The sequence below is a fragment of the Schaalia naturae genome, assembly GCF_042665795.1.
GTDB lineage: Bacteria > Actinomycetota > Actinomycetes > Actinomycetales > Actinomycetaceae > Pauljensenia > Pauljensenia naturae.
Genome location: NZ_JBHTEF010000001.1, coordinates 2161048 through 2177640, shown reverse-complemented (window position 1 = coordinate 2177640; position 16593 = coordinate 2161048). Strand labels below are relative to the sequence as shown.

Below are 16593 nucleotides of genomic sequence, written 5' to 3'. Positions count from 1 at the left end.
GCAACTCCCAGAAGGAAGAGTCCTCAGCATGTCACGCACTCTCCATGTCTCCATCGACGGTTCCGATGCCCAACCGGGGACGTCCTCGTCGCCGCTGCGCACGGTCTCCCGGGCCGCGGAGCTGGCCCTGCCCGGCGACACGGTCCTCGTGCACCAGGGCACCTACCGCGAATGGGTGCGACCACCGCGAGGAGGAGCGAGCGACAGGCGGCGCATCACCTACGCCGCGGCCCCAGGCGAGCGTCCCGTCATCACCGGATCCGAGGTCGTGACCGGGTGGATCCGGGAGGACCGCACCGACCTCGTCGGTGCCGCGGGCGGGGACCGGAGCGCCCGGGACGCGTCCGGCGCCCAGGTCTGGCGCGCCACGATCCCGAACACGCTGTTCGGGGATTTCAACCCCTTCGCCACTGAACTGTTCGGCGACTGGCTGGTGCGCCCCGATCCTCGCGATCCTGGCACCCCGAAGCGGCACGCGGGCGCCGTCTACCTGGACGGCAGGTCGCTGTCCGAGGCGCCGTCGCGTGAGGCGGTCGCCCATCCGGCGCGCGGGGACGTCCTCGTCGACGACTGGACGCAGACCGCGGTGCCTGTCCCGGACCCCGACTGGGAGGCGCGCACATGGTTCGCCGAGGTCGAGGCCGGGGGAGTCGGCGGCGCCACCACGGTCTGGGCTCACTTCGGCGCTGGCGTCGACCCCAACGACCACCTCATCGAGGTCAACGTCCGCCCGGCCGTGTTCCTCCCGCGACGCCACCACATCGACTGGATCGCCGTGCGCGGCTTCGAGCTGGCCCAGGCGGCGACCCAATGGGCTCCGCCCACGGCCGAACAGCCTGGGCTCATCGGGCCGAACTGGGCGAAGGGCTGGCTCATCGAGGACAACGTCATCCACGATTCCCGGTGCTCAGGTGTCTCCCTCGGAAAGGAGGCCTCGACCGGCCAGAACTTCGCCTCCGTCCGCCGCGACAAGCCCGGCTACCAGTACCAGCTGGAGTCCGTGTTCGCCGCCCGGCAGATCGGATGGGACCAGGAGCACATCGGCTCCCACATCGTGCGGCGCAACGAGATCTTCGACTGCGGCCAGACCGGGATCGTCGGGCACCTCGGGTGCGTGTTCTCCACCATCGAGGACAACGACATCCACGACATCGCGACCCGCCGCGAGTTCTTCGGGCACGAGATCGCCGGCATCAAGCTCCACGCGGCGATCGACGTGACGATCCGCCACAACCACATCCACCGCTGCACGCTGGGGACGTGGCTGGACTGGGAGACCCAGGGGACGAGGATCTCGCGCAACGTGTACCACGACAACTGCCGGGACCTGTTCGTCGAGGTCAGCCACGGTCCGTATCTGGTGGAGCACAACGTCCTCGCCTCGCCTGCAGCCCTCGAGGTCGTCAGCGGCGGAGGAGCCTTCGTCCACAACCTCGTCGCCGGCACCGTCCGGGTCGAACCCGTGATGGATCGGGCCACGCCCTACCACCGTCCCCACTCCACCCAGGTCGCGGGGTACTCCGTGATCCCGGGCGGCGACGACCGATGGGTGGGGAACCTGTTCGTCGGCGGTGACCCGGAACGGGCCTACGGGCCGTGTTTCCGGGGAGGGGACCGCACGGTCATCGGCGCGGGGACGGCATGCTACGACGGATACCCCGCCTCCTTCGAGGAATATCTCGAACCGGTTCTCTCCGCCGACGGCACGCACGACCACGACACCTTCCACGGGCGCCGCCTGCCCGCCTACGTCCGCCACAACGTCTACGCGGACGGGGCACGGCCGTTCGAGGGCGAGGACGGGGCGGCGGTCCTGGACGGAGCCGCCTCGGTGGCGGTGGACCCCGATCCGGAGGCCGCCGCGGGAGCGGGCGACCCCGCCCGGCGGGGCGTGATCCTGGAGATCACTCTGCCGCAGGCGTTCGCCGTCTCCCGCATGCCGCGCGTCGGAGGCGCCGATCTGGAGCGCACCTACTTCGCGGATGCGGAGTTCGAGGAGCGGGACGGGAGGCCGGCCGTGATGGACACGGACCTGGTCGGCGATGTGGCCCCGGCGGGCGCGCTGGTCCCGGCCGGTCCGCTGCACGCGCTGCGCGACGGCAGGAACGAACTGCGCATCTGGTGACGCCTCCTCCGGCGCCCGCTGACGCCCGCCCCGAGGTTCAGTCCCCGTTCTGGCCGGAATCCGGCCCCGGACCGCGATGAACCTCGGGGCGGGCGCTCGGGTGCAGAGGGCACCAGGCGCGCTCCGCATGCCCGCGAGCCCGGTCGTTCACCTCCCGTTCACCTCTCACAGACCGGGCTGACGACGGCCACAGCGGGTTCACAGACGCAACTGGCGCAATAGGGTCATCTGCCGTCTCCCCAAGGAGCCCGACCATGACCACCGCGCTGCCGATCCTGCTCGACGTCGCCGCCATCGCCGTCCTCGTCCTCGGACTGTACTTCCCGCGGCATCGGCGCGCGGACCTGGTCGTCGCGTTCCTGGGCGTGAACATCGGGGTGTACGCCGTCTCCGCGGTGCTGGCCTCCACGACGGTCGCCGCCGGGGTGGGCCTGGGCCTCTTCGGCGTCCTGTCGATCATCCGGCTCCGTTCCTCGGAGATCAGCCAGCGCGAGGTCGCCTACTATTTCGCGTCCCTGGCCGTCGGGCTGCTCACCGGTCTGGCAGACGCGGTCACCCCGGAGGTCGCCGGACTGGTCGCGCTGGTCGTCGCCGCGCTGGCGGTCGGAGACAGCAGGCTCCTCTTCGGCGGGTACGACACGCAGGAGGTGCACCTCGACCGCGCGATCGCCGACGAGGCCGACCTGCGTCGCACTCTCGGGGAGCTCCTCGGGGCTGAGATCGTCGGCGTGAGCGTGGTCCGCCTCGACCTCGTCAACGATCTCACCGTCGTCCAGGTCCGCCTGCGCCGCCCCTCTGGCGTGCCTCGGCGCAGTCCACGGAGGACGGCCGATGCGGCGGAGCGGGCCGGGGCGTCCCAGGAGGTGGCGTGATGACGGCCCCGGCGGCCTGGGCGGCGCCGATCCCCCCGCTCCCGTCGATCTCATTGGACGAGCTGGTCGCGCGCGCGGAGATGCTCACCCGGATCGACCGCAAGTACCTCCTGGAGCGGCCGCAGGTCCCAGCCGTCCTCGCGGGACTCGATCCCGCCACGCGGGTCCTGGAGATCGGCGGCGTCCGCACCCAGGTCTACCGCTCGACCTACTTCGACACGCCCGGCCTGGACAGCTATTGCGCTGCGGCGCATCCCCGCCGCCGCCGCTTCAAGGTCCGTACCCGCGTCTACGCCGACTCCGCGAGCGCATTCCTCGAGGTCAAGACGCGCGGGCCCCGCGGGGCGACCGTGAAGGAGAGGATCACGCTCCCGTTGGCGGCGGCCCGGGCCGACGATCTCACCGACGCGGGGCGCGCGTGGGTCGGCGGACGACTCGCCGCCCTGGGACGGGAGCCCTCGCTGGCGGAACGGCTCCGGCCCGTGCTCCACTGCTCCTACAGGCGAGCGACGCTCGCGATGCCCGAGGGCGGGCGAGCCACGCTCGACACCGATCTCGTGTGGACGGATGCCGTCGGCGCGCGACTGGACTGCCCGGATCTCGCCATCATCGAGACGAAGTCCGATTCCAGCCCGTCATGCCTCGACCGGCTCCTCTGGGCCCATGGCCGCCGTCCTGAGCGCGTCTCGAAATTCGCCACGGCCCTGGCCGCTCTCCACCCCGATCTCCCCGCAAACCGGTGGGCGCGGGCGCTGCGCCGGGCCGATCTCCAGACGGCGAGGTCGACCGGGCTGTGCGCCGACCCCCACGGCGCGCGGATCGGCGGGCCGAGATCCGGCGACCATCCGACCACCATCCCGGCCGTCGCCGGGACGACCACCGAAGGGCCGACACGATGAGACAGACGATCCTCAAGGCCTCGGGCCTGCTCGCCGCCGCGGCGATCTCCCTGGCGGCCTGCGACCTAGGCGTCGACGCCTCCGCCGGCTCCGGGGCGTCCCCCGACTCCGTGGCGAGCGGCGCCGAGTCCGCCGATGGCGCCTCCGCGGTCCAGGCCGCCTCGGAGGCCGGGGACACGACGGATCCGCCAAGCGCCGAGGAGGCGCTCGCGGCCGACGAGGACGCCTCGTCGGTGGAGGACGACGAGTGGGACGCGGCCGACGCGCAGGATGTGGCGCTCTCGGGGACCTCGGCCAGCTCGGACTCCGAGGGCGTGACGGTCGATGGGTCGACCGTGACCGTCACCGAGGCGGGCGTCTACCGCCTGAGCGGGTCGCTGGACGGGCAGGTCGTCGTGGACGCCGGCGAGGACGCCCTCGTGGTGCTGATCCTGGACGGGGCGAGGATCGCGAACGGATCCGGGGCCGCCATCGAGGTGGCGACGGCGGACGACGTGGCGCTGTCGCTGGCCGGCGACTCGGTCGTCTCCGACGCGTCCTCGTACGACGACTCCGCGGAGGCCAATGCCGCCATCTACGCCGACGCCGACCTCACGATCACGGGGGACGGCACGCTGACCGTGACCGGCAACGGCAACGACGGGATCACCTCGACCGACGATCTCGTCATCGAGTCGGGAGCGCTCGACGTGACGGCCGCGGACGACGGACTCAGGGGAAAGGACTCCCTGACGGTGGAGGACGCCACGATCACCGTGGACGCCGGAGGAGACGGGCTGACCTCCGACCAGGATGAGGACGCCTCCCGGGGATACATCGACATCCAGGGCGGGGACATCCAGGTGACCTCCGCGGGCGACGCCCTCTCCGCCCAGACGGACGTCGTGCTCACCGGCGGCACCCTCGACCTCACAAGCGGAGGCGGCGCCAGCGCCGGGAAGACAGACGCCTCGGCGAAGGGCGTGAAGGCCGGGACCTTCCTCATCGTGGACGGCGCCGCCCTCGACGTCGACGCAGCCGACGACGGGCTCCATTCGAAAGGCGCCTTGCGCCTGACCTCGGGGGCCGTCACCGTGGCCAGCGGGGACGACGGCGTCCATGCGGAGGTCGCAGCCGTCCTGGACGGCGCGACAGCGGTCGTGACCAGGTCGAACGAGGGCCTGGAGGCGGGGCTCGTCACGATCTCCGCTGGGACGGTCGACATCACGGCATCCGACGACGGGATCAACGGCTCCGGGTCCATCACCGTCGAGGCCGGCCTCGCCGCGACCTCCGAGGAGTCCGACACGACGGAGGACCAGCCGACCGCGCAGGGCGGCATGGGCGGCGGCATGGAGGACAGCGGCGAGCAGCTCGACATCAGCGGCGGCACCGTCACCGTCGATGCCGGCGGCGACGGCCTGGACTCCAACGGCGACATGACCGTCAGCGGCGGGAACACGACCGTGTGGGGCCCGACGAGCGACGGCAACGGCGCGCTGGACACGAACGGCGCGTTCGCCGTCACGGGCGGGGTGCTTCTGGCCGTCGGCTCCTCCGGCATGGCCGAGTCGCCGACCTCGACCGACGGCCAGGGGTGGATCGCCGCCACCGTCTCGGGCGCGGCCGGATCCACGGTCACGGTCACGGACGGCTCAGGGACGGAGCTCGTCTCCTTCACCGCGGTCAAGCAGTTCGGCAGCGTCGTCTACTCCGGCGCCGACGTGTCCGCCGGATCGGCCTACACGGTGACGGTGGACGGCGCCGCGACCCAGGTGACGGCCGGAGAGGGCGGCTCTGCCGCGATGGGAGGCCCGGGGGGAGGCCCGCGCTGATCCGGCTCGATCCCGCCTGGACCCGACCAGCTCGGCGCGCGCCCCGCGACTACCCTGGGGCCCGGGGCGTCGCCCTCGCCGGTGCCGTTCCCGCGGCGCCGTCGACGAGGGCGTCCCGCCGCCCGGATCGGGGCCCCGGCATCCGGCCGATCCCCTCGAGGAGGATTCCGACATGACCACGACGTCGCAGAGACTCACAGAACTGGGCATTGAGCTGCCTCCGGTGGCCGCGCCCGTGGCCGCCTACGTCCCGGCCCTCGTCGACCGCGCGGTGGCGCGGACGTCGGGTCAGCTCCCCTCGGCCGGCGGCTCCCTCACCTGCACGGGCTCGGTCGGCCAGGGCGGCACCGATCCGGCGCAGGCCAAGGAGGCGGCGCGGGTGGCGGCCCTCAACGCCCTGGCCGCTGCGGCAGAGGCGGCGGGCGGCCTCGACCGGCTGGCCGGCGTCGTCAAGGTGACAGGATTCGTGAGCTCGCGCCCGGACTTCACGGGCCAGGCGGCGGTCCTCAACGGGGCGTCCGAGCTGTACGGGGAGATCTTCGAGGGTGGGCACATCCGCTCGGCCGTCGGCGTCGCGGTGCTTCCGCTGGACGCCTCGGTCGAGGTCGAGGCCGAGTTCGCGCTGACGGAGCCCGCCTGACGGGATCCGGCGGACGGCGACGCCCGGCGACACGGGTCCCGGACCCGCGTCGCCGGGCCGATCTCAGAAGGCGGGCAGAACCTCGCCGCTGGGCCATGTCTGCTCGATGTAGGCCTTCACCTCGTCGGAATGGAGCAGCTTGTCCAGGGTCTGAATGGCTTCCTCGGAGGCGCGGGAGGTCTTCACCGCGACGAAGTTCGCGTAGGGGTTGTCCACGCCGCTCTCCACGAGGAGGCCGTCCTCGGTCGGATTCAGCCCGCCGTCGAGGGCATAGTTCCCGTTGATGACCGCGCCGTCCACATCGTCGAGGGCGCGGACCAACTGGGCGGGATCCGTCTCGATGAACTCGAGGTCCTTGGGGTTCTCAGCGATGTCGAGCAGCGTCGGATCCTTGTCGCCCGTGTCGGAGACGGTGATGAGGCCACCGGTCTCCAGGAGGTCCAGGGCGCGTCCCAGGTTCACGGGGTCGTTCGTCACAGCGATGGTCGCGCCGTCGGCCAGATCGCCGATGTCGGTGACCTTCTTCGAATACAGCGCATAGGGCTCGATGTGAACGCCCTCCAGAGCGGTCAGCTCATAGCCGAATTCCTCCACCTGGGAATCGAAATACGGCTTGTGCTGGAAGTAATTCGCATCGAGGTCGCCATCGGCCACCAATTGGTTGAGTCGTGTCTCGTCCGTGTACTCGACGATGTCCAGGGTGATTCCCGCATCCCGCGCCAGATTGTCCTGGATGAATTCCAGGATCTTCGCATGCGGTGTGGGGGCGGCTCCGATCCGGATGGTCGCGGTTCCCGCGGTGCCGTCGGACCCGCCCGAGTCGGCGGCGTCGGCGCCGTTCGAGCATGCGGCGAGGGTCCAGGCGAGGGTCGCGGCGAGGCCGAGGGCGACGAGCGAGGGCAGAGGCTTTTTCATCGGTGCTTCTCCGTTTCGGGGATTCGCCGACGGAGATCCGTCGGTGCTGATGGGTCGGTGCTCGGGGGACGAGGGAGAGGGGGAAGAGCTAGGCGGTGGCGCGGCGTCCGGCGTCACCCCCCGGTGGTGTGGGCCGGGTCCAGGCGGTTCGCGAAACGCGTCCCCGCGATCTGGACGACCTGTACGAAGGCGATGATCACCAGGAGCGTGACGATCATGACGTCCGTCCGGAACCGGTTGTAGCCGTAGGAGATTGCCAGATACCCGAGCCCACCGCCTCCCACGACTCCGACCAGCGCCGAGTAGGAGACCAGTGAGATCGCGGCGACTGTGACGTCTGCAGCCAGGCGCGAGCGGGACTCCCGCAGCTGGATGCCCACGACGATCTGGCCCGGGGAGGCGCCCGCCAGGAGCCCCGCCTCCACGGTGGCGCCGGGCACCGATCGCACAGAGATCTCGACCAGCCGCGCCAGGAAGGGGAAGGTCGCCACCGTGAGCGGGATGACGGTCGCCTGCCAGCCGCTGGCACTGCCCACCATCAGGCGGATGAGGGGCAGCGCCAGGGTCACGAGCATGACGAAGGGCAGGGAGATGGCGACGTTGACCAGGGCCGAGGCCGCGCGGTAGAAGTGCGGTGCGGGCCGCAGGCCCGCCGGTGAGGTCGTGAACAGCGCGACCCCCAGGGGAATGCCGAGCGCGACGGTGGCCGCCCCGGACCAGGCGACCATCGAGAGAGTCTCCATGAGCGCCTGCGGCAGCTTGTCGCTCAGAGCCGGGTCGACGACGATCCCAGGACTGGGCATCTCCTCGCTCCTTCCCCTGGTCGGATCGCGCCGGGGAAAGGACTCTCCGACGGCGGTGACAATGGTGTTGGTCCCGGAGCCTATTGGCGAATCTTCAATCTGGACGGACGGTTTCCGAAACCGAGAGAATGTAAACGGAACCCGTGTTCGAGTTCATTTCACCCGGTTCCGAATACCGGAACCGGGTGACGCTGGATTCGCGGAATCATATCCGCGGAGTGCAGCGGAAAGACGCGGCGGAATTCGCCGGTGAATGTCGTTCACGTGATCTCGGATTCCGGTCGAACACCTCGGAGGTGTTTTCCCCGAAGCACGCTTCTGTGCACGGGGAACGTCCCCGGTCCACCGACGCCCCACCCCGAGGAGACCGAGCATGATCGACGTCGAGGACCTCCGGATGGTCTACCGGACCTCTGGCGGGGACATCGTCGCCCTCGACGGACTGGACCTGCACATCCCGGCCGGCGAGATCCACGGGATCGTCGGTCCCTCGGGTGCGGGCAAGTCGACGCTCATCCGGTGTCTGACGGGCCTGGCCCGACCGACCTCGGGATCGGTGAGGATCGACGGCCAGGAGATCACGACCCTCTCCGAGCCCAAGCTGCGCCGGCGCCGCCGGTCCATCGGGCTGGTCTTCCAGGACGTCAACCTGTTCCTCTCCCGGACGGCGGCGGAGAACGTGGGCTACCCGTTGCGGATCGCGAAGGCGGACGGCGTGCGGCGCGAGGAGCGGGTGGCGCGGCTCCTCGACCTCGTCGGCCTGGGGGACCGCGGGGAGTCCTACCCCCACCAGCTCTCCGGCGGGCAACGCCAGCGCGTCGGCATCGCCCGCGCGCTCGCGGCCGAGCCGCCGGTGCTCCTGTGCGACGAGCCGAGCTCCGCGCTGGACTGGGCGACGACCCGGCAGATCCTCGAGCTCATCGCCCGTGTGCGCGACGAGCTGGGCGTCACCGTCCTCATCATCACCCATGAGATGTCGGTGGTCCGTCAGGTCTGCGACTCCGTCAGCCGCCTGGAACGAGGGCGCATCACCGAGTCCGGCCGCCTCATCGACATCGTCTCCCGGGGGTCGAGCGCGTTGGCCGCGGAGCTGATCCCTCTGGCCAGCCCGCCCGTGAGCCTGGCCCACGCCCACATTGAGGCCTCCCTGTCCTCCACGCGGATCGCGATCCCCGACGCGCTCAGGGTGCTGGCGGACCTCGGGCGGTCCAGCACCATCACGGCGGGCACGATCGAGACGATCGCGGGCGGATCCGTCGCCCGCTTCCAGCTGGACGTCCCCGAGGCCGACCGCCCCGGCGTGGTCCGCCGCCTGAGCGAGGCGGGACTTCGGGTGGAGGCCGCGTCATGAGCGTCCCGGCCTCAGGGGCGCCGAGTGCCCTCCCGGGATCCCTCCGGTGGGGGAACCCGCCGTCGCTGAGCGCCGTCTCGCTGGAGAACTGGGAGCTCATCCAGGCGAAGGTCCCCGAGGCGATCTGGGAGACCACCGCCATGGTCGCCGTGTCCACGACGGCCACACTGGTGCTCGGCCTGCCGCTGGGCGTACTGCTGGCCCTGGCGGCGCCGGGCGGCCTGCGCCCCAACCGCCCGCTCCACCAGGCCCTCTCGCTGCTGGTGAACATCGGCCGATCCACGCCGTTCATCATCCTCATGATCGCCCTGATCCCCCTCACCCGTCTGATCGCTGGGACCTCCCTGGGCTGGCAGGCGGCCTGCGTACCGCTGGCGGTGGGAGCCATCCCCTTCTTCGCCCGCCTGGTGGAGAACGCGCTGTCCTCGGTGCCCCGGGGCGTGCTGGAGGCCTCTCAGATGGCGGGCGCCTCCGTGTGGCAGACCGCCGCCGGGGTCCTCGTGCGCGAGTCCGTGCCCTCCCTGGTGGCGGCGCTCACCGTCACCTCAGTGACCCTGGTGTCCTATTCGGCGATGGCCGGCACCGTCGGAGGGGGCGGCCTGGGGACCCTCGCCTACTACTACGGCTATCAGCGCTTCATGCCCGATGTCATGGTCGTGACGATCGTCCTGACGATCATCTTGGTCCAACTGCTCCAGCTCGCCGGCGACCGCGCGGTCGCCGCCATGTCCCGTGGGTAAGGGGCGAGGCGGGGCGGCGACGGCCTCGTCCGTGACCCGCATCCGCACGCGAACCCGTAACCGACGACCGCACCGGCCCCGATCCCGGTGCCCTGAGGAGGAACCCATGCCAGAACCCGTCATCTCTCCCGCCGCCACCACCGAGGACTTCACCGGCAAGGTCGTCCTCATCACCGGTGCCGGAAGCGGCCAGGGGCGTGCCACCGCCCTCGCCTTCGCCCGGAAGAACGCCGCCGTGGTCGGCTTCGACCTGGACCGGCCGCTGCCCTATCCGGCCTACGTCACCGATGAGGCCGCTGCGCTCGACTCCCTGGGCAGGCAGATTGAGGCCTCAGGAGGGCGTTTCCTGGCGGCAACCGGCGATGTGCGCAGCGCCGCCGACCTCGAGGCCGCGGCCGCCGCCGCCCTCGACCGCTTCGGCCGCATCGACGTGCTCTTCAACAACGCGGGCGTCGGCTCCTACGCGGAGGCCGCCGCCCTGACCGAAGACCAGTGGGACGCGGTCCTCGACATCAACCTCAAGGGCGCGTGGCTGGCGGCGCGGACCGTCATTCCCACGTTCATCGCCCAGGGCTCGGGCGTCATCATCAACAACTCCTCCATCGCCGGACTGCGCGGGTTTCCGCGTCTGTCGCATTACGCCGCCAGCAAGTGGGGCCTGGTCGGCCTGACGAAGTCGTGGGCGATCGAGCTGGCTCCCCATGGCATCCGCGTCGTCTCCATCCACCCCACGGGCGTCAACAGCGCGTTCAACGATGGCCTGGCCGCTCAGGAGGGGTCGACGCCGCGGGAGATCGCGGAGCGCTCGGCGGGGAACCTGCTGCCGGTCCCCTGGGTGGAGGTCGACGACGTCGCGGAACTCGTCCTCTTCCTGGCCTCGGACCGGGCCCGCTACATCACCGGCGCCCAGGTGCCGGTCGATGCCGGGCTGCTCACCCGCTGAGGAGCTCACGATGTCCGCCGGATCCGCCGCGCCCGAGGCCTCCACCGGGGGCGGGGGAGGGCTCGGTCTCCTCTCCATCGGGGAGCTGGGCATCGGGTTCTCCAGCGGGGCGTTCACCCCTGTCGACGTCCTGGAGGAGGTCCTCGGCCGGGCGCGCGGGCGCGCGCGGGACCTCCGCGCTCTCTCTCTGGTCGACGAGGCCGGCGCCCGGAATCAGGCCGGGGCGGCGGCCCTGAGGTGGCGGCGCGGCCTCCAGCTCGGACCGTTCGACGGGGTGCCCGTCACGGTGAAGGACTCGCTGGCGGTGCGCGGCCTGCCCAGCGTGCGCGGGACGCGGTTGCGGGCTGGAGCCGCACCGGAGTCGGCGGACGAGCCCGCGGTCGCCCGGCTGCGTGAGGCGGGCGCGGTCATCGTGGGGAAGACGACGATGCCTGAGTACGCGTGGAGCGCCGTGTCGGACTCTCCGGTGTGGGGCGTCGTCCGCAACGCCTGGGACCCCGAGCGCACAGCCGGCGGTTCCTCGGGCGGGGCCGCGGTGGCTACCGCCACGGGGGTGGGCGCGGTGGGCCTGGGATCGGACGGGGCCGGGTCGGTGCGCATTCCGGCGTCCTTCAACGGCCTGGTGGGCCTCAAGGCCACCTACGGGCGCATCCCGGCCACCCCCTCCGGCGCCTTCGGGCGGCTCGCCCACGTCGGTCCGATCACCCGGGGCGTGGAGGACGCGGCGCTGGCGCTGGACCTGCTGGCGGGCCCGAGTCCAGAGGATCCCGACTCGCTGGACGCCCCGCGGGTGTCCAGCACCGAGGTCGTCCGCCATGCGCGGGCCTTCGTCCAGACGCTGCGCATCGGTTTCAGCGCCGACCTCGGGGTGGCGGCGGTCTCTGACGAGGTTGCCCGGGTGGTGGGAGAGGCGGTGGAGGCGCTGCGCGCCTCCGGCGTTGCGGTGGACGAGGCCGAGGTGCCCCTGCGCGAGGGGAGCGCTGACATGGCTCAGGTGTGGTCGGGCGTCCTGGCCGCGGAGCTCGCGGGGCTCGGGGAGGCGGCCGAGGCGGCTCTGAGTCCCGGCCTCCGGGCGGTGCTTCGGCGCGGGAGGGGCCTGGGCGCGGTGGAACTCCTGCGGGCGGCGACCCGGGCGCGGGAGGGCGTCGCCCCGGCGCTCGCCCGTTTCCATGCCGGCCACGACGTCCTGGTGACGCCCACGGTGCCGATCACGGCCTTCGACGCGGGGCGCCAGGTCCCGGAGGGGGTCCGGACCCCCGAGGGAGGAGAGAGGTCGTGGATCGCGTGGACGCCGCTCACCTGGCCCTTCAACCTGACGGGGCAGCCCGCGGTCACGGTGCCCGTCGGCGTGGACCGGGAAGGTCTGCCGGTGGGCGCGCAGGTGGTGGCGCGTCGCGGCCACGACGAGGACGCCCTGGCGGTCGCCCGGTTGCTGGAGATCGTCTCCGGTCTGCGGCCGTGACCACGGCGCCGATACGATGGGCGCATGAGCGAGAAGACGATCTCAGAGGCGGCCCCGCAGGCGGCGCGCCAGATGTTCCGGCTGGTCGACGCCGAGAAGCTGGCGGGCTCCGCAGACTCCTGCGGGTGCGGCGGTCACGGCGGCGGCGCCGGCGGGTGCGGGTGCGGCGGACATGGCCGCCGCCATGCCGCCGACGGCCCTCGCGAAGCCGGAGCCGAGTAGTCCCCGCACTCCCCGACGTCTACGGCCGCGGGGGAGGCCCCGGGACCGACGGCGGCAATGCCCCATCGGTGCCGGGGCCTCCGTGTCTCCGCCGGAGGCGGGGCGCCGTGCTCTCAGCTGAGCTGGAGCGTGGTCAGACAGGTCGCGGCCTCGTCCCCGGAGGTGGAGACGGCGGCGGTCGCCGTTCCCCCGTCCGCCTCGACGCTCAGCGTCGCGCGGATCCCGCGCGGCAGCCAGAGCCCGATGAACCCGTTGTCCGCCGTCGTCATGGCGCCGTCGACCAGGGCCTCTCCTGTCGCGTCGTCGGTGACGCGGATGCGCACATCCGTGTCGCCGAGCTCTCCGGTGCAGGTGGTGAGGCTGTGGTAATGGCACTCGTGGGTCTGGCTGACATAGGGGGCGACGGATAGGTAGAAGCGGTCCTCGGGGATCGGCAGGGAGGCCTGATGTCCCGCGCCATCGGCGAGCATGAGCTCGTCGGGCCGCACCGAGGCCGTGAGGCCGGCCGGCCGGTCGTCGACGTCCTGGGCCTCCAGCGCGTCGATGACGCCGGCGGCGTCCCGGCCAGCCAGGCCATGGCTGGAGAGGATGACATCGGCCGGCGAGGCCGACGAGGCGGGGCCACCGGACCCGGATGCCCCGGAGGCGCAGCCCGACAGTGCGAGGCTGGACGCCAGCAACGCAGTGCCCAAGCCGGCAGCCAGCCAGCGCCGGCCCTGCCGGAGGATCCGGGGCGGGGTGGAGGTGTTCGTGTTCACAGAGAAGTCCTTTCAGTCCGTGGCCTGCGGCGCGCACGTCCCGTGGGCGCGCGTCGCGCCGCTCGCGCCCACCGGTGGGCGCGGGGAGAGGGGAAGACCCGCGGAGAGAGGGCGGAGCGGCCGTCCTCGGACCGCGCCGGCACCGACGCGGTCCCGCAGGTCGGAACCCCTCAGGTCCGGCTGATGCAGAGGAGCCCGCGCCGCTCGGATCCGCTCAGCGCGGTCCGCGAGGCGGTGTCCGGCCCCAGGGCGAGCGGCCGAGTGGGCGGCGCCGGGGCGACGGAGGCGACGGCAGCCAGTCCCAGCAGGATCGCGCTCCACAGCGAGGCGGATCCCGCGGTCATCGTCTGGTGCTCGTCCGAGCAGGCGGCGCACACGGCGGCGGCATGGACCATGCCCGCGTCACCCGCGTGGACGTCCGCGTGGGGGACCGAGGCAGGGGCGGTGACCGCCTGTGCGGGCGCGGCGGTGCCCTCGGCGCCCATCGGGGAGGGGGCCGCGTGGCTCCCGAGGAGGCACGCGAGCACGGCCGCCAGTGCCACCAGGCACAGGACAGCCAGCTGGGGGCCGCGATGGGCGGCTCGGCGCTGCACGGGCGGTCGGAGGATCATTGCGGCACAGTCTAGAGGCATCCGGCTAGGGCGCCTGGATGCCGGCGCGGGGGGACGGGCCAGGCAGTCCGAGGAGGCGCATGAGCGCCTCCACATCGGCGCGGGCGGAAGGCCCGCCCGCCGCGGTGACCACCAGACCGTAGGCGGCGCGCAGAGCGCGGGAGAGATCCGCCGCGGTCAGACGCGGGCCCACCCGCCCGTCCCGTTGGGCGGCGGCGAGCAGCGGGACGATGGTCGTCTGGAGCCGGTCGGCGGCTCGGACGGCCCGTCCATCCCTCTCGGACTCGACGGCGGTCTCGACGAAGGCCACGTCGGAGAGGATGAGATCCAGGAGCTCGCGCCACACGGCCTCGAAGGCGGCGGGGCGGCCTGCGCCGGAGGCGGCGCTCGCCGTCCGCTCGAGACGGGTGAGGTTCTCGTCGAAGACGGCCATCGCCAGGTCCATGCGGCAGGGGAAATGCCGGTAGAGCACGCCCTGCCCGACGCCGGCCTCCTTGGCGATGGCGCTGAGGGGGACGCGGAACCCGCGCCGGGCGAACAGGAGCCGGGCCGCCCTCAGAAGCGCCCGGCGGTTCTCCTCCGCCGCGGCCGGACCCCGGTTCGACCGCGGCGGAGCGATCTGCTGCGTGATATCCATCTCACCCAGTATACTGAACCGGACAATGCTATCCGGTAGGTCGCGGAACGGGGCGCGGACCCCGGCACGTACGGCGAGAAGGCGGCCTCCCGGGCCGGGTCGGCCAAGACAAGGTGGTTCAGGGATGTCCGGAGAACAGGGTGGGGACCAGACCTATGACATCGTGGTGGTCGGCAGCGGCGCGGCCGCCTTCTCGACGGCGCTGGGGGCGGTGGACGAGGGCCTGAGCGTCGTCATGGTGGAGAGCACCGACCAGTGGGGTGGGAACACCTCGATGTCGGGCGGCGGAATGTGGCTTCCCGACAATCCTCTGATGAGGCGCGAGGGCGCCGGGGACTCCCGCGAGGAGGCCCTGGAGTACATGACGGAGACGATCGGCGCGCCGGGACCCGCCTCGTCGCGCGAGCGCATCGAGGCGTTCATCGACTCGGTCGACGACTTCGTGCTCACGGCCGAGCGCCATGGGATGAGGTTCATGCGGGATCGCGATTACCCCGACTACTACCCCGAGCGCCCCGGAGGCAAGATCGGGCGGGCGATCGAGGGCAGGAACTTCGATGTCAGACGACTCGGGGAATGGGCCGCCACGCAGCGCGGGGTCGTCCCTCTCCCGGTGCGCACGGACGACGTCTGGCTCCTGGGGCGAGCGTGGTCGACTCCGGACGGCTTCGCGCGCGGCGCCCAGTTCGTGTTCCGCACGCTCGGAGGGCTCGTCTCCGGCAAGAAGCTGGTGGGCCTCGGCGGTGCGCTCGCCGCGCAGTTCGCTCAGGCCGTGCTGGTGCGCAACCAGGTGCCGTTGCTGCTGAGCGCGCCTGCGACGAGCCTGATCGTCGAGGGCGAGGGGGCCGGCCGACGTGTCGTCGGCGTCCGCATCGGCGGACCCGGGGGCGAGAGGACACTCCGCGCTCGACGCGGCGTGATGCTCGCCGCGGGCGGATTCGAGTCCAACCAGGAGTGGCGTCGCACATACCAGGACGTCACCGGGCACACCTCGGGCAGCCCCGGCAACACGGGAGGACCCATCGCGTTCGCCCGCGATCAGGTGGGCGCCGCGCTCGACTACATGGACGACGCCTGGTGGGGCGCCACGCTGGCTCCGTTCCAGGACGGGCCGGCCGGAGGTTTCCTGGTCGGCGAGCGGTCCCTCCCCTACATGATGATCGTCGACTCCCGGGGCGGGCGCTTCGCCAACGAGGCCGAGTCCTACATCGATCTGGGCCACCACATGAACGATCATGACCGAGGCGGCGCGTACTGGATGATCACGGACGGGCGGTACAACCGCCGCTACTTCCGCACCTTCTCCATCCAACCGGGCCTGATGAAGGGGATGGCCGACGAGGGACTGCTGCACAAGTCGCCCACGCTCGGCGGGCTCGCCCGCCGCATCGGCGTCGACCCGGTCGCGCTGCGTGCCACGGTGGAGCGTTTCAACGGCTTCGCCCGCACGGGCAGGGACCAGGACTTCGGCAAGGGGGACTCCGCCTACGACCGCTACTACGGCGATCCGACGGTCCGGCCGAACCCGTGCCTGGGACCGCTGGAGAAAGGGCCGTTCACGGCGTACAAGCTGGTGGTCGGCGACCTCGGGACCAAGGGGGGCCTGGTCACCGACGCCGATGCGCGGGTCCTGCGCGAGGATGGCTCCGTCGTCGAGGGGCTCTACGCCTCCGGCAACACGACCGCCTCGGTGATGGGGCACACCTATCCGGGTCCGGGCTCGACCATCGCCCCCGCCTCGGTGTTCGGCCTGCGCGGGGCGCGGCGCATGGCCGCTGCGCCGCCCATCCGGTGAGGCGGT

16 protein-coding genes are annotated in these 16593 nt (G+C 72.0%); 11 read left to right on the top strand and 5 right to left on the bottom strand.

All coding sequences use genetic code 11. The annotated features are described in order from the left end of the window. The first annotated feature begins 28 nt into the window (after positions 1 to 28). The 5 genes from ACFQWG_RS09695 (at position 29) to ACFQWG_RS09675 (ending at position 6350) form a co-directional block, all read left to right on the top strand. A complete protein-coding gene (locus tag ACFQWG_RS09695; RefSeq protein ID WP_380974806.1) occupies positions 29 to 2125 on the top strand; it encodes a right-handed parallel beta-helix repeat-containing protein in 2097 nt (698 codons plus the stop codon). Positions 2126 to 2379: 254 nt separating this feature from the next. Next, entirely contained in the window at positions 2380 to 2997 is a 618-nt protein-coding gene (locus tag ACFQWG_RS09690; RefSeq protein ID WP_380974804.1) for a DUF4956 domain-containing protein, read from the top strand. Next, positions 2997 to 3896, top strand: a complete 900-nt coding sequence (locus ACFQWG_RS09685; RefSeq protein WP_380976306.1) for a polyphosphate polymerase domain-containing protein — start codon at positions 2997 to 2999, stop codon at positions 3894 to 3896. The genes ACFQWG_RS09690 and ACFQWG_RS09685 overlap by 1 nt, the downstream gene beginning before the upstream one ends. Beyond that, on the top strand, positions 3893 to 5710 hold the full coding sequence (locus tag ACFQWG_RS09680; RefSeq protein WP_380974802.1) for a carbohydrate-binding domain-containing protein: 1818 nt from the start codon (positions 3893 to 3895) through the stop codon (positions 5708 to 5710). Before ACFQWG_RS09685 ends, ACFQWG_RS09680 begins: the two co-directional genes overlap by 4 nt. A gap of 172 nt (positions 5711 to 5882) precedes the next feature. Then, on the top strand, positions 5883 to 6350 hold the full coding sequence (locus ACFQWG_RS09675) for a RidA family protein (RefSeq protein ID WP_380974800.1): 468 nt from the start codon (positions 5883 to 5885) through the stop codon (positions 6348 to 6350). Between the two features lie 63 nt (positions 6351 to 6413). On the opposite strand, the gene ACFQWG_RS09670 is transcribed toward ACFQWG_RS09675, so the two are convergent. Together ACFQWG_RS09670 and ACFQWG_RS09665 are read right to left on the bottom strand one after the other, a co-directional pair. Then, positions 6414 to 7265, bottom strand: coding sequence for a MetQ/NlpA family ABC transporter substrate-binding protein (locus ACFQWG_RS09670; protein WP_380974798.1), 852 nt, complete (start codon positions 7263 to 7265; stop codon positions 6414 to 6416). Between the two features lie 113 nt (positions 7266 to 7378). Then, complete coding sequence (locus ACFQWG_RS09665; RefSeq protein WP_380974796.1) at positions 7379 to 8068, bottom strand: methionine ABC transporter permease; 690 nt, start codon at positions 8066 to 8068, stop codon at positions 7379 to 7381. Positions 8069 to 8441: 373 nt separating this feature from the next. Between ACFQWG_RS09665 and ACFQWG_RS09660 the strand changes: the two genes are divergently transcribed. The 5 genes from ACFQWG_RS09660 (at position 8442) to ACFQWG_RS09640 (ending at position 12786) form a co-directional block, all read left to right on the top strand. Next, positions 8442 to 9419 (top strand): methionine ABC transporter ATP-binding protein, encoded by a 978-nt coding sequence (locus tag ACFQWG_RS09660; RefSeq protein WP_380974793.1) that lies wholly within the window; start codon positions 8442 to 8444, stop codon positions 9417 to 9419. Further along, positions 9416 to 10159, top strand: a complete 744-nt coding sequence (locus ACFQWG_RS09655) for a methionine ABC transporter permease (RefSeq protein WP_380974791.1) — start codon at positions 9416 to 9418, stop codon at positions 10157 to 10159. Before ACFQWG_RS09660 ends, ACFQWG_RS09655 begins: the two co-directional genes overlap by 4 nt. 106 nt (positions 10160 to 10265) lie before the next feature. Continuing rightward, positions 10266 to 11102 (top strand): SDR family NAD(P)-dependent oxidoreductase, encoded by an 837-nt coding sequence (locus tag ACFQWG_RS09650; RefSeq protein WP_291495123.1) that lies wholly within the window; start codon positions 10266 to 10268, stop codon positions 11100 to 11102. Between the two features lie 10 nt (positions 11103 to 11112). Continuing rightward, complete coding sequence (locus ACFQWG_RS09645) at positions 11113 to 12564, top strand: amidase family protein (protein ID WP_380974789.1); 1452 nt, start codon at positions 11113 to 11115, stop codon at positions 12562 to 12564. A 24-nt stretch (positions 12565 to 12588) separates the two neighbouring features. Beyond that, positions 12589 to 12786 carry a hypothetical protein gene (locus ACFQWG_RS09640; RefSeq protein WP_380974787.1) on the top strand — a complete coding sequence of 66 codons (198 nt, stop codon included), beginning with the start codon at positions 12589 to 12591 and terminating at the stop codon, positions 12784 to 12786. Between the two features lie 113 nt (positions 12787 to 12899). Here ACFQWG_RS09640 and ACFQWG_RS09635 read toward each other — a convergent pair whose 3' ends face one another. The 3 genes from ACFQWG_RS09635 to ACFQWG_RS09625 all read right to left on the bottom strand — a co-directional run bounded on the left by ACFQWG_RS09635 (position 12900) and on the right by ACFQWG_RS09625 (position 14792). After that, complete coding sequence (locus tag ACFQWG_RS09635; RefSeq protein ID WP_380974785.1) at positions 12900 to 13544, bottom strand: CueP family metal-binding protein; 645 nt, start codon at positions 13542 to 13544, stop codon at positions 12900 to 12902. 170 nt (positions 13545 to 13714) lie between these two features. Continuing rightward, positions 13715 to 14155, bottom strand: a complete 441-nt coding sequence (locus tag ACFQWG_RS09630) for a hypothetical protein (protein WP_380974783.1) — start codon at positions 14153 to 14155, stop codon at positions 13715 to 13717. A gap of 25 nt (positions 14156 to 14180) precedes the next feature. Then, entirely contained in the window at positions 14181 to 14792 is a 612-nt protein-coding gene (locus ACFQWG_RS09625; protein WP_380974781.1) for a TetR family transcriptional regulator, read from the bottom strand. Positions 14793 to 14916: 124 nt separating this feature from the next. Between ACFQWG_RS09625 and ACFQWG_RS09620 the strand changes: the two genes are divergently transcribed. After that, positions 14917 to 16587 carry an FAD-binding protein gene (locus ACFQWG_RS09620; RefSeq protein WP_380974779.1) on the top strand — a complete coding sequence of 557 codons (1671 nt, stop codon included), beginning with the start codon at positions 14917 to 14919 and terminating at the stop codon, positions 16585 to 16587. Positions 16588 to 16593: the final 6 nt, after the last annotated feature.

Coding starts and splice junctions, on each gene's coding strand:
- ACFQWG_RS09695 (WP_380974806.1), top strand. CDS start 29: ATGTCACGCACTCTCCATGTCTCCATCGACGGTTCCGATGCCCAACCG.
- ACFQWG_RS09690 (WP_380974804.1), top strand. CDS start 2,380: ATGACCACCGCGCTGCCGATCCTGCTCGACGTCGCCGCCATCGCCGTC.
- ACFQWG_RS09685 (WP_380976306.1), top strand. CDS start 2,997: ATGACGGCCCCGGCGGCCTGGGCGGCGCCGATCCCCCCGCTCCCGTCG.
- ACFQWG_RS09680 (WP_380974802.1), top strand. CDS start 3,893: ATGAGACAGACGATCCTCAAGGCCTCGGGCCTGCTCGCCGCCGCGGCG.
- ACFQWG_RS09675 (WP_380974800.1), top strand. CDS start 5,883: ATGACCACGACGTCGCAGAGACTCACAGAACTGGGCATTGAGCTGCCT.
- ACFQWG_RS09670 (WP_380974798.1), bottom strand. CDS start 7,265: ATGAAAAAGCCTCTGCCCTCGCTCGTCGCCCTCGGCCTCGCCGCGACC.
- ACFQWG_RS09665 (WP_380974796.1), bottom strand. CDS start 8,068: ATGCCCAGTCCTGGGATCGTCGTCGACCCGGCTCTGAGCGACAAGCTG.
- ACFQWG_RS09660 (WP_380974793.1), top strand. CDS start 8,442: ATGATCGACGTCGAGGACCTCCGGATGGTCTACCGGACCTCTGGCGGG.
- ACFQWG_RS09655 (WP_380974791.1), top strand. CDS start 9,416: ATGAGCGTCCCGGCCTCAGGGGCGCCGAGTGCCCTCCCGGGATCCCTC.
- ACFQWG_RS09650 (WP_291495123.1), top strand. CDS start 10,266: ATGCCAGAACCCGTCATCTCTCCCGCCGCCACCACCGAGGACTTCACC.
- ACFQWG_RS09645 (WP_380974789.1), top strand. CDS start 11,113: ATGTCCGCCGGATCCGCCGCGCCCGAGGCCTCCACCGGGGGCGGGGGA.
- ACFQWG_RS09640 (WP_380974787.1), top strand. CDS start 12,589: ATGAGCGAGAAGACGATCTCAGAGGCGGCCCCGCAGGCGGCGCGCCAG.
- ACFQWG_RS09630 (WP_380974783.1), bottom strand. CDS start 14,155: ATGATCCTCCGACCGCCCGTGCAGCGCCGAGCCGCCCATCGCGGCCCC.
- ACFQWG_RS09625 (WP_380974781.1), bottom strand. CDS start 14,792: ATGGATATCACGCAGCAGATCGCTCCGCCGCGGTCGAACCGGGGTCCG.
- ACFQWG_RS09620 (WP_380974779.1), top strand. CDS start 14,917: ATGTCCGGAGAACAGGGTGGGGACCAGACCTATGACATCGTGGTGGTC.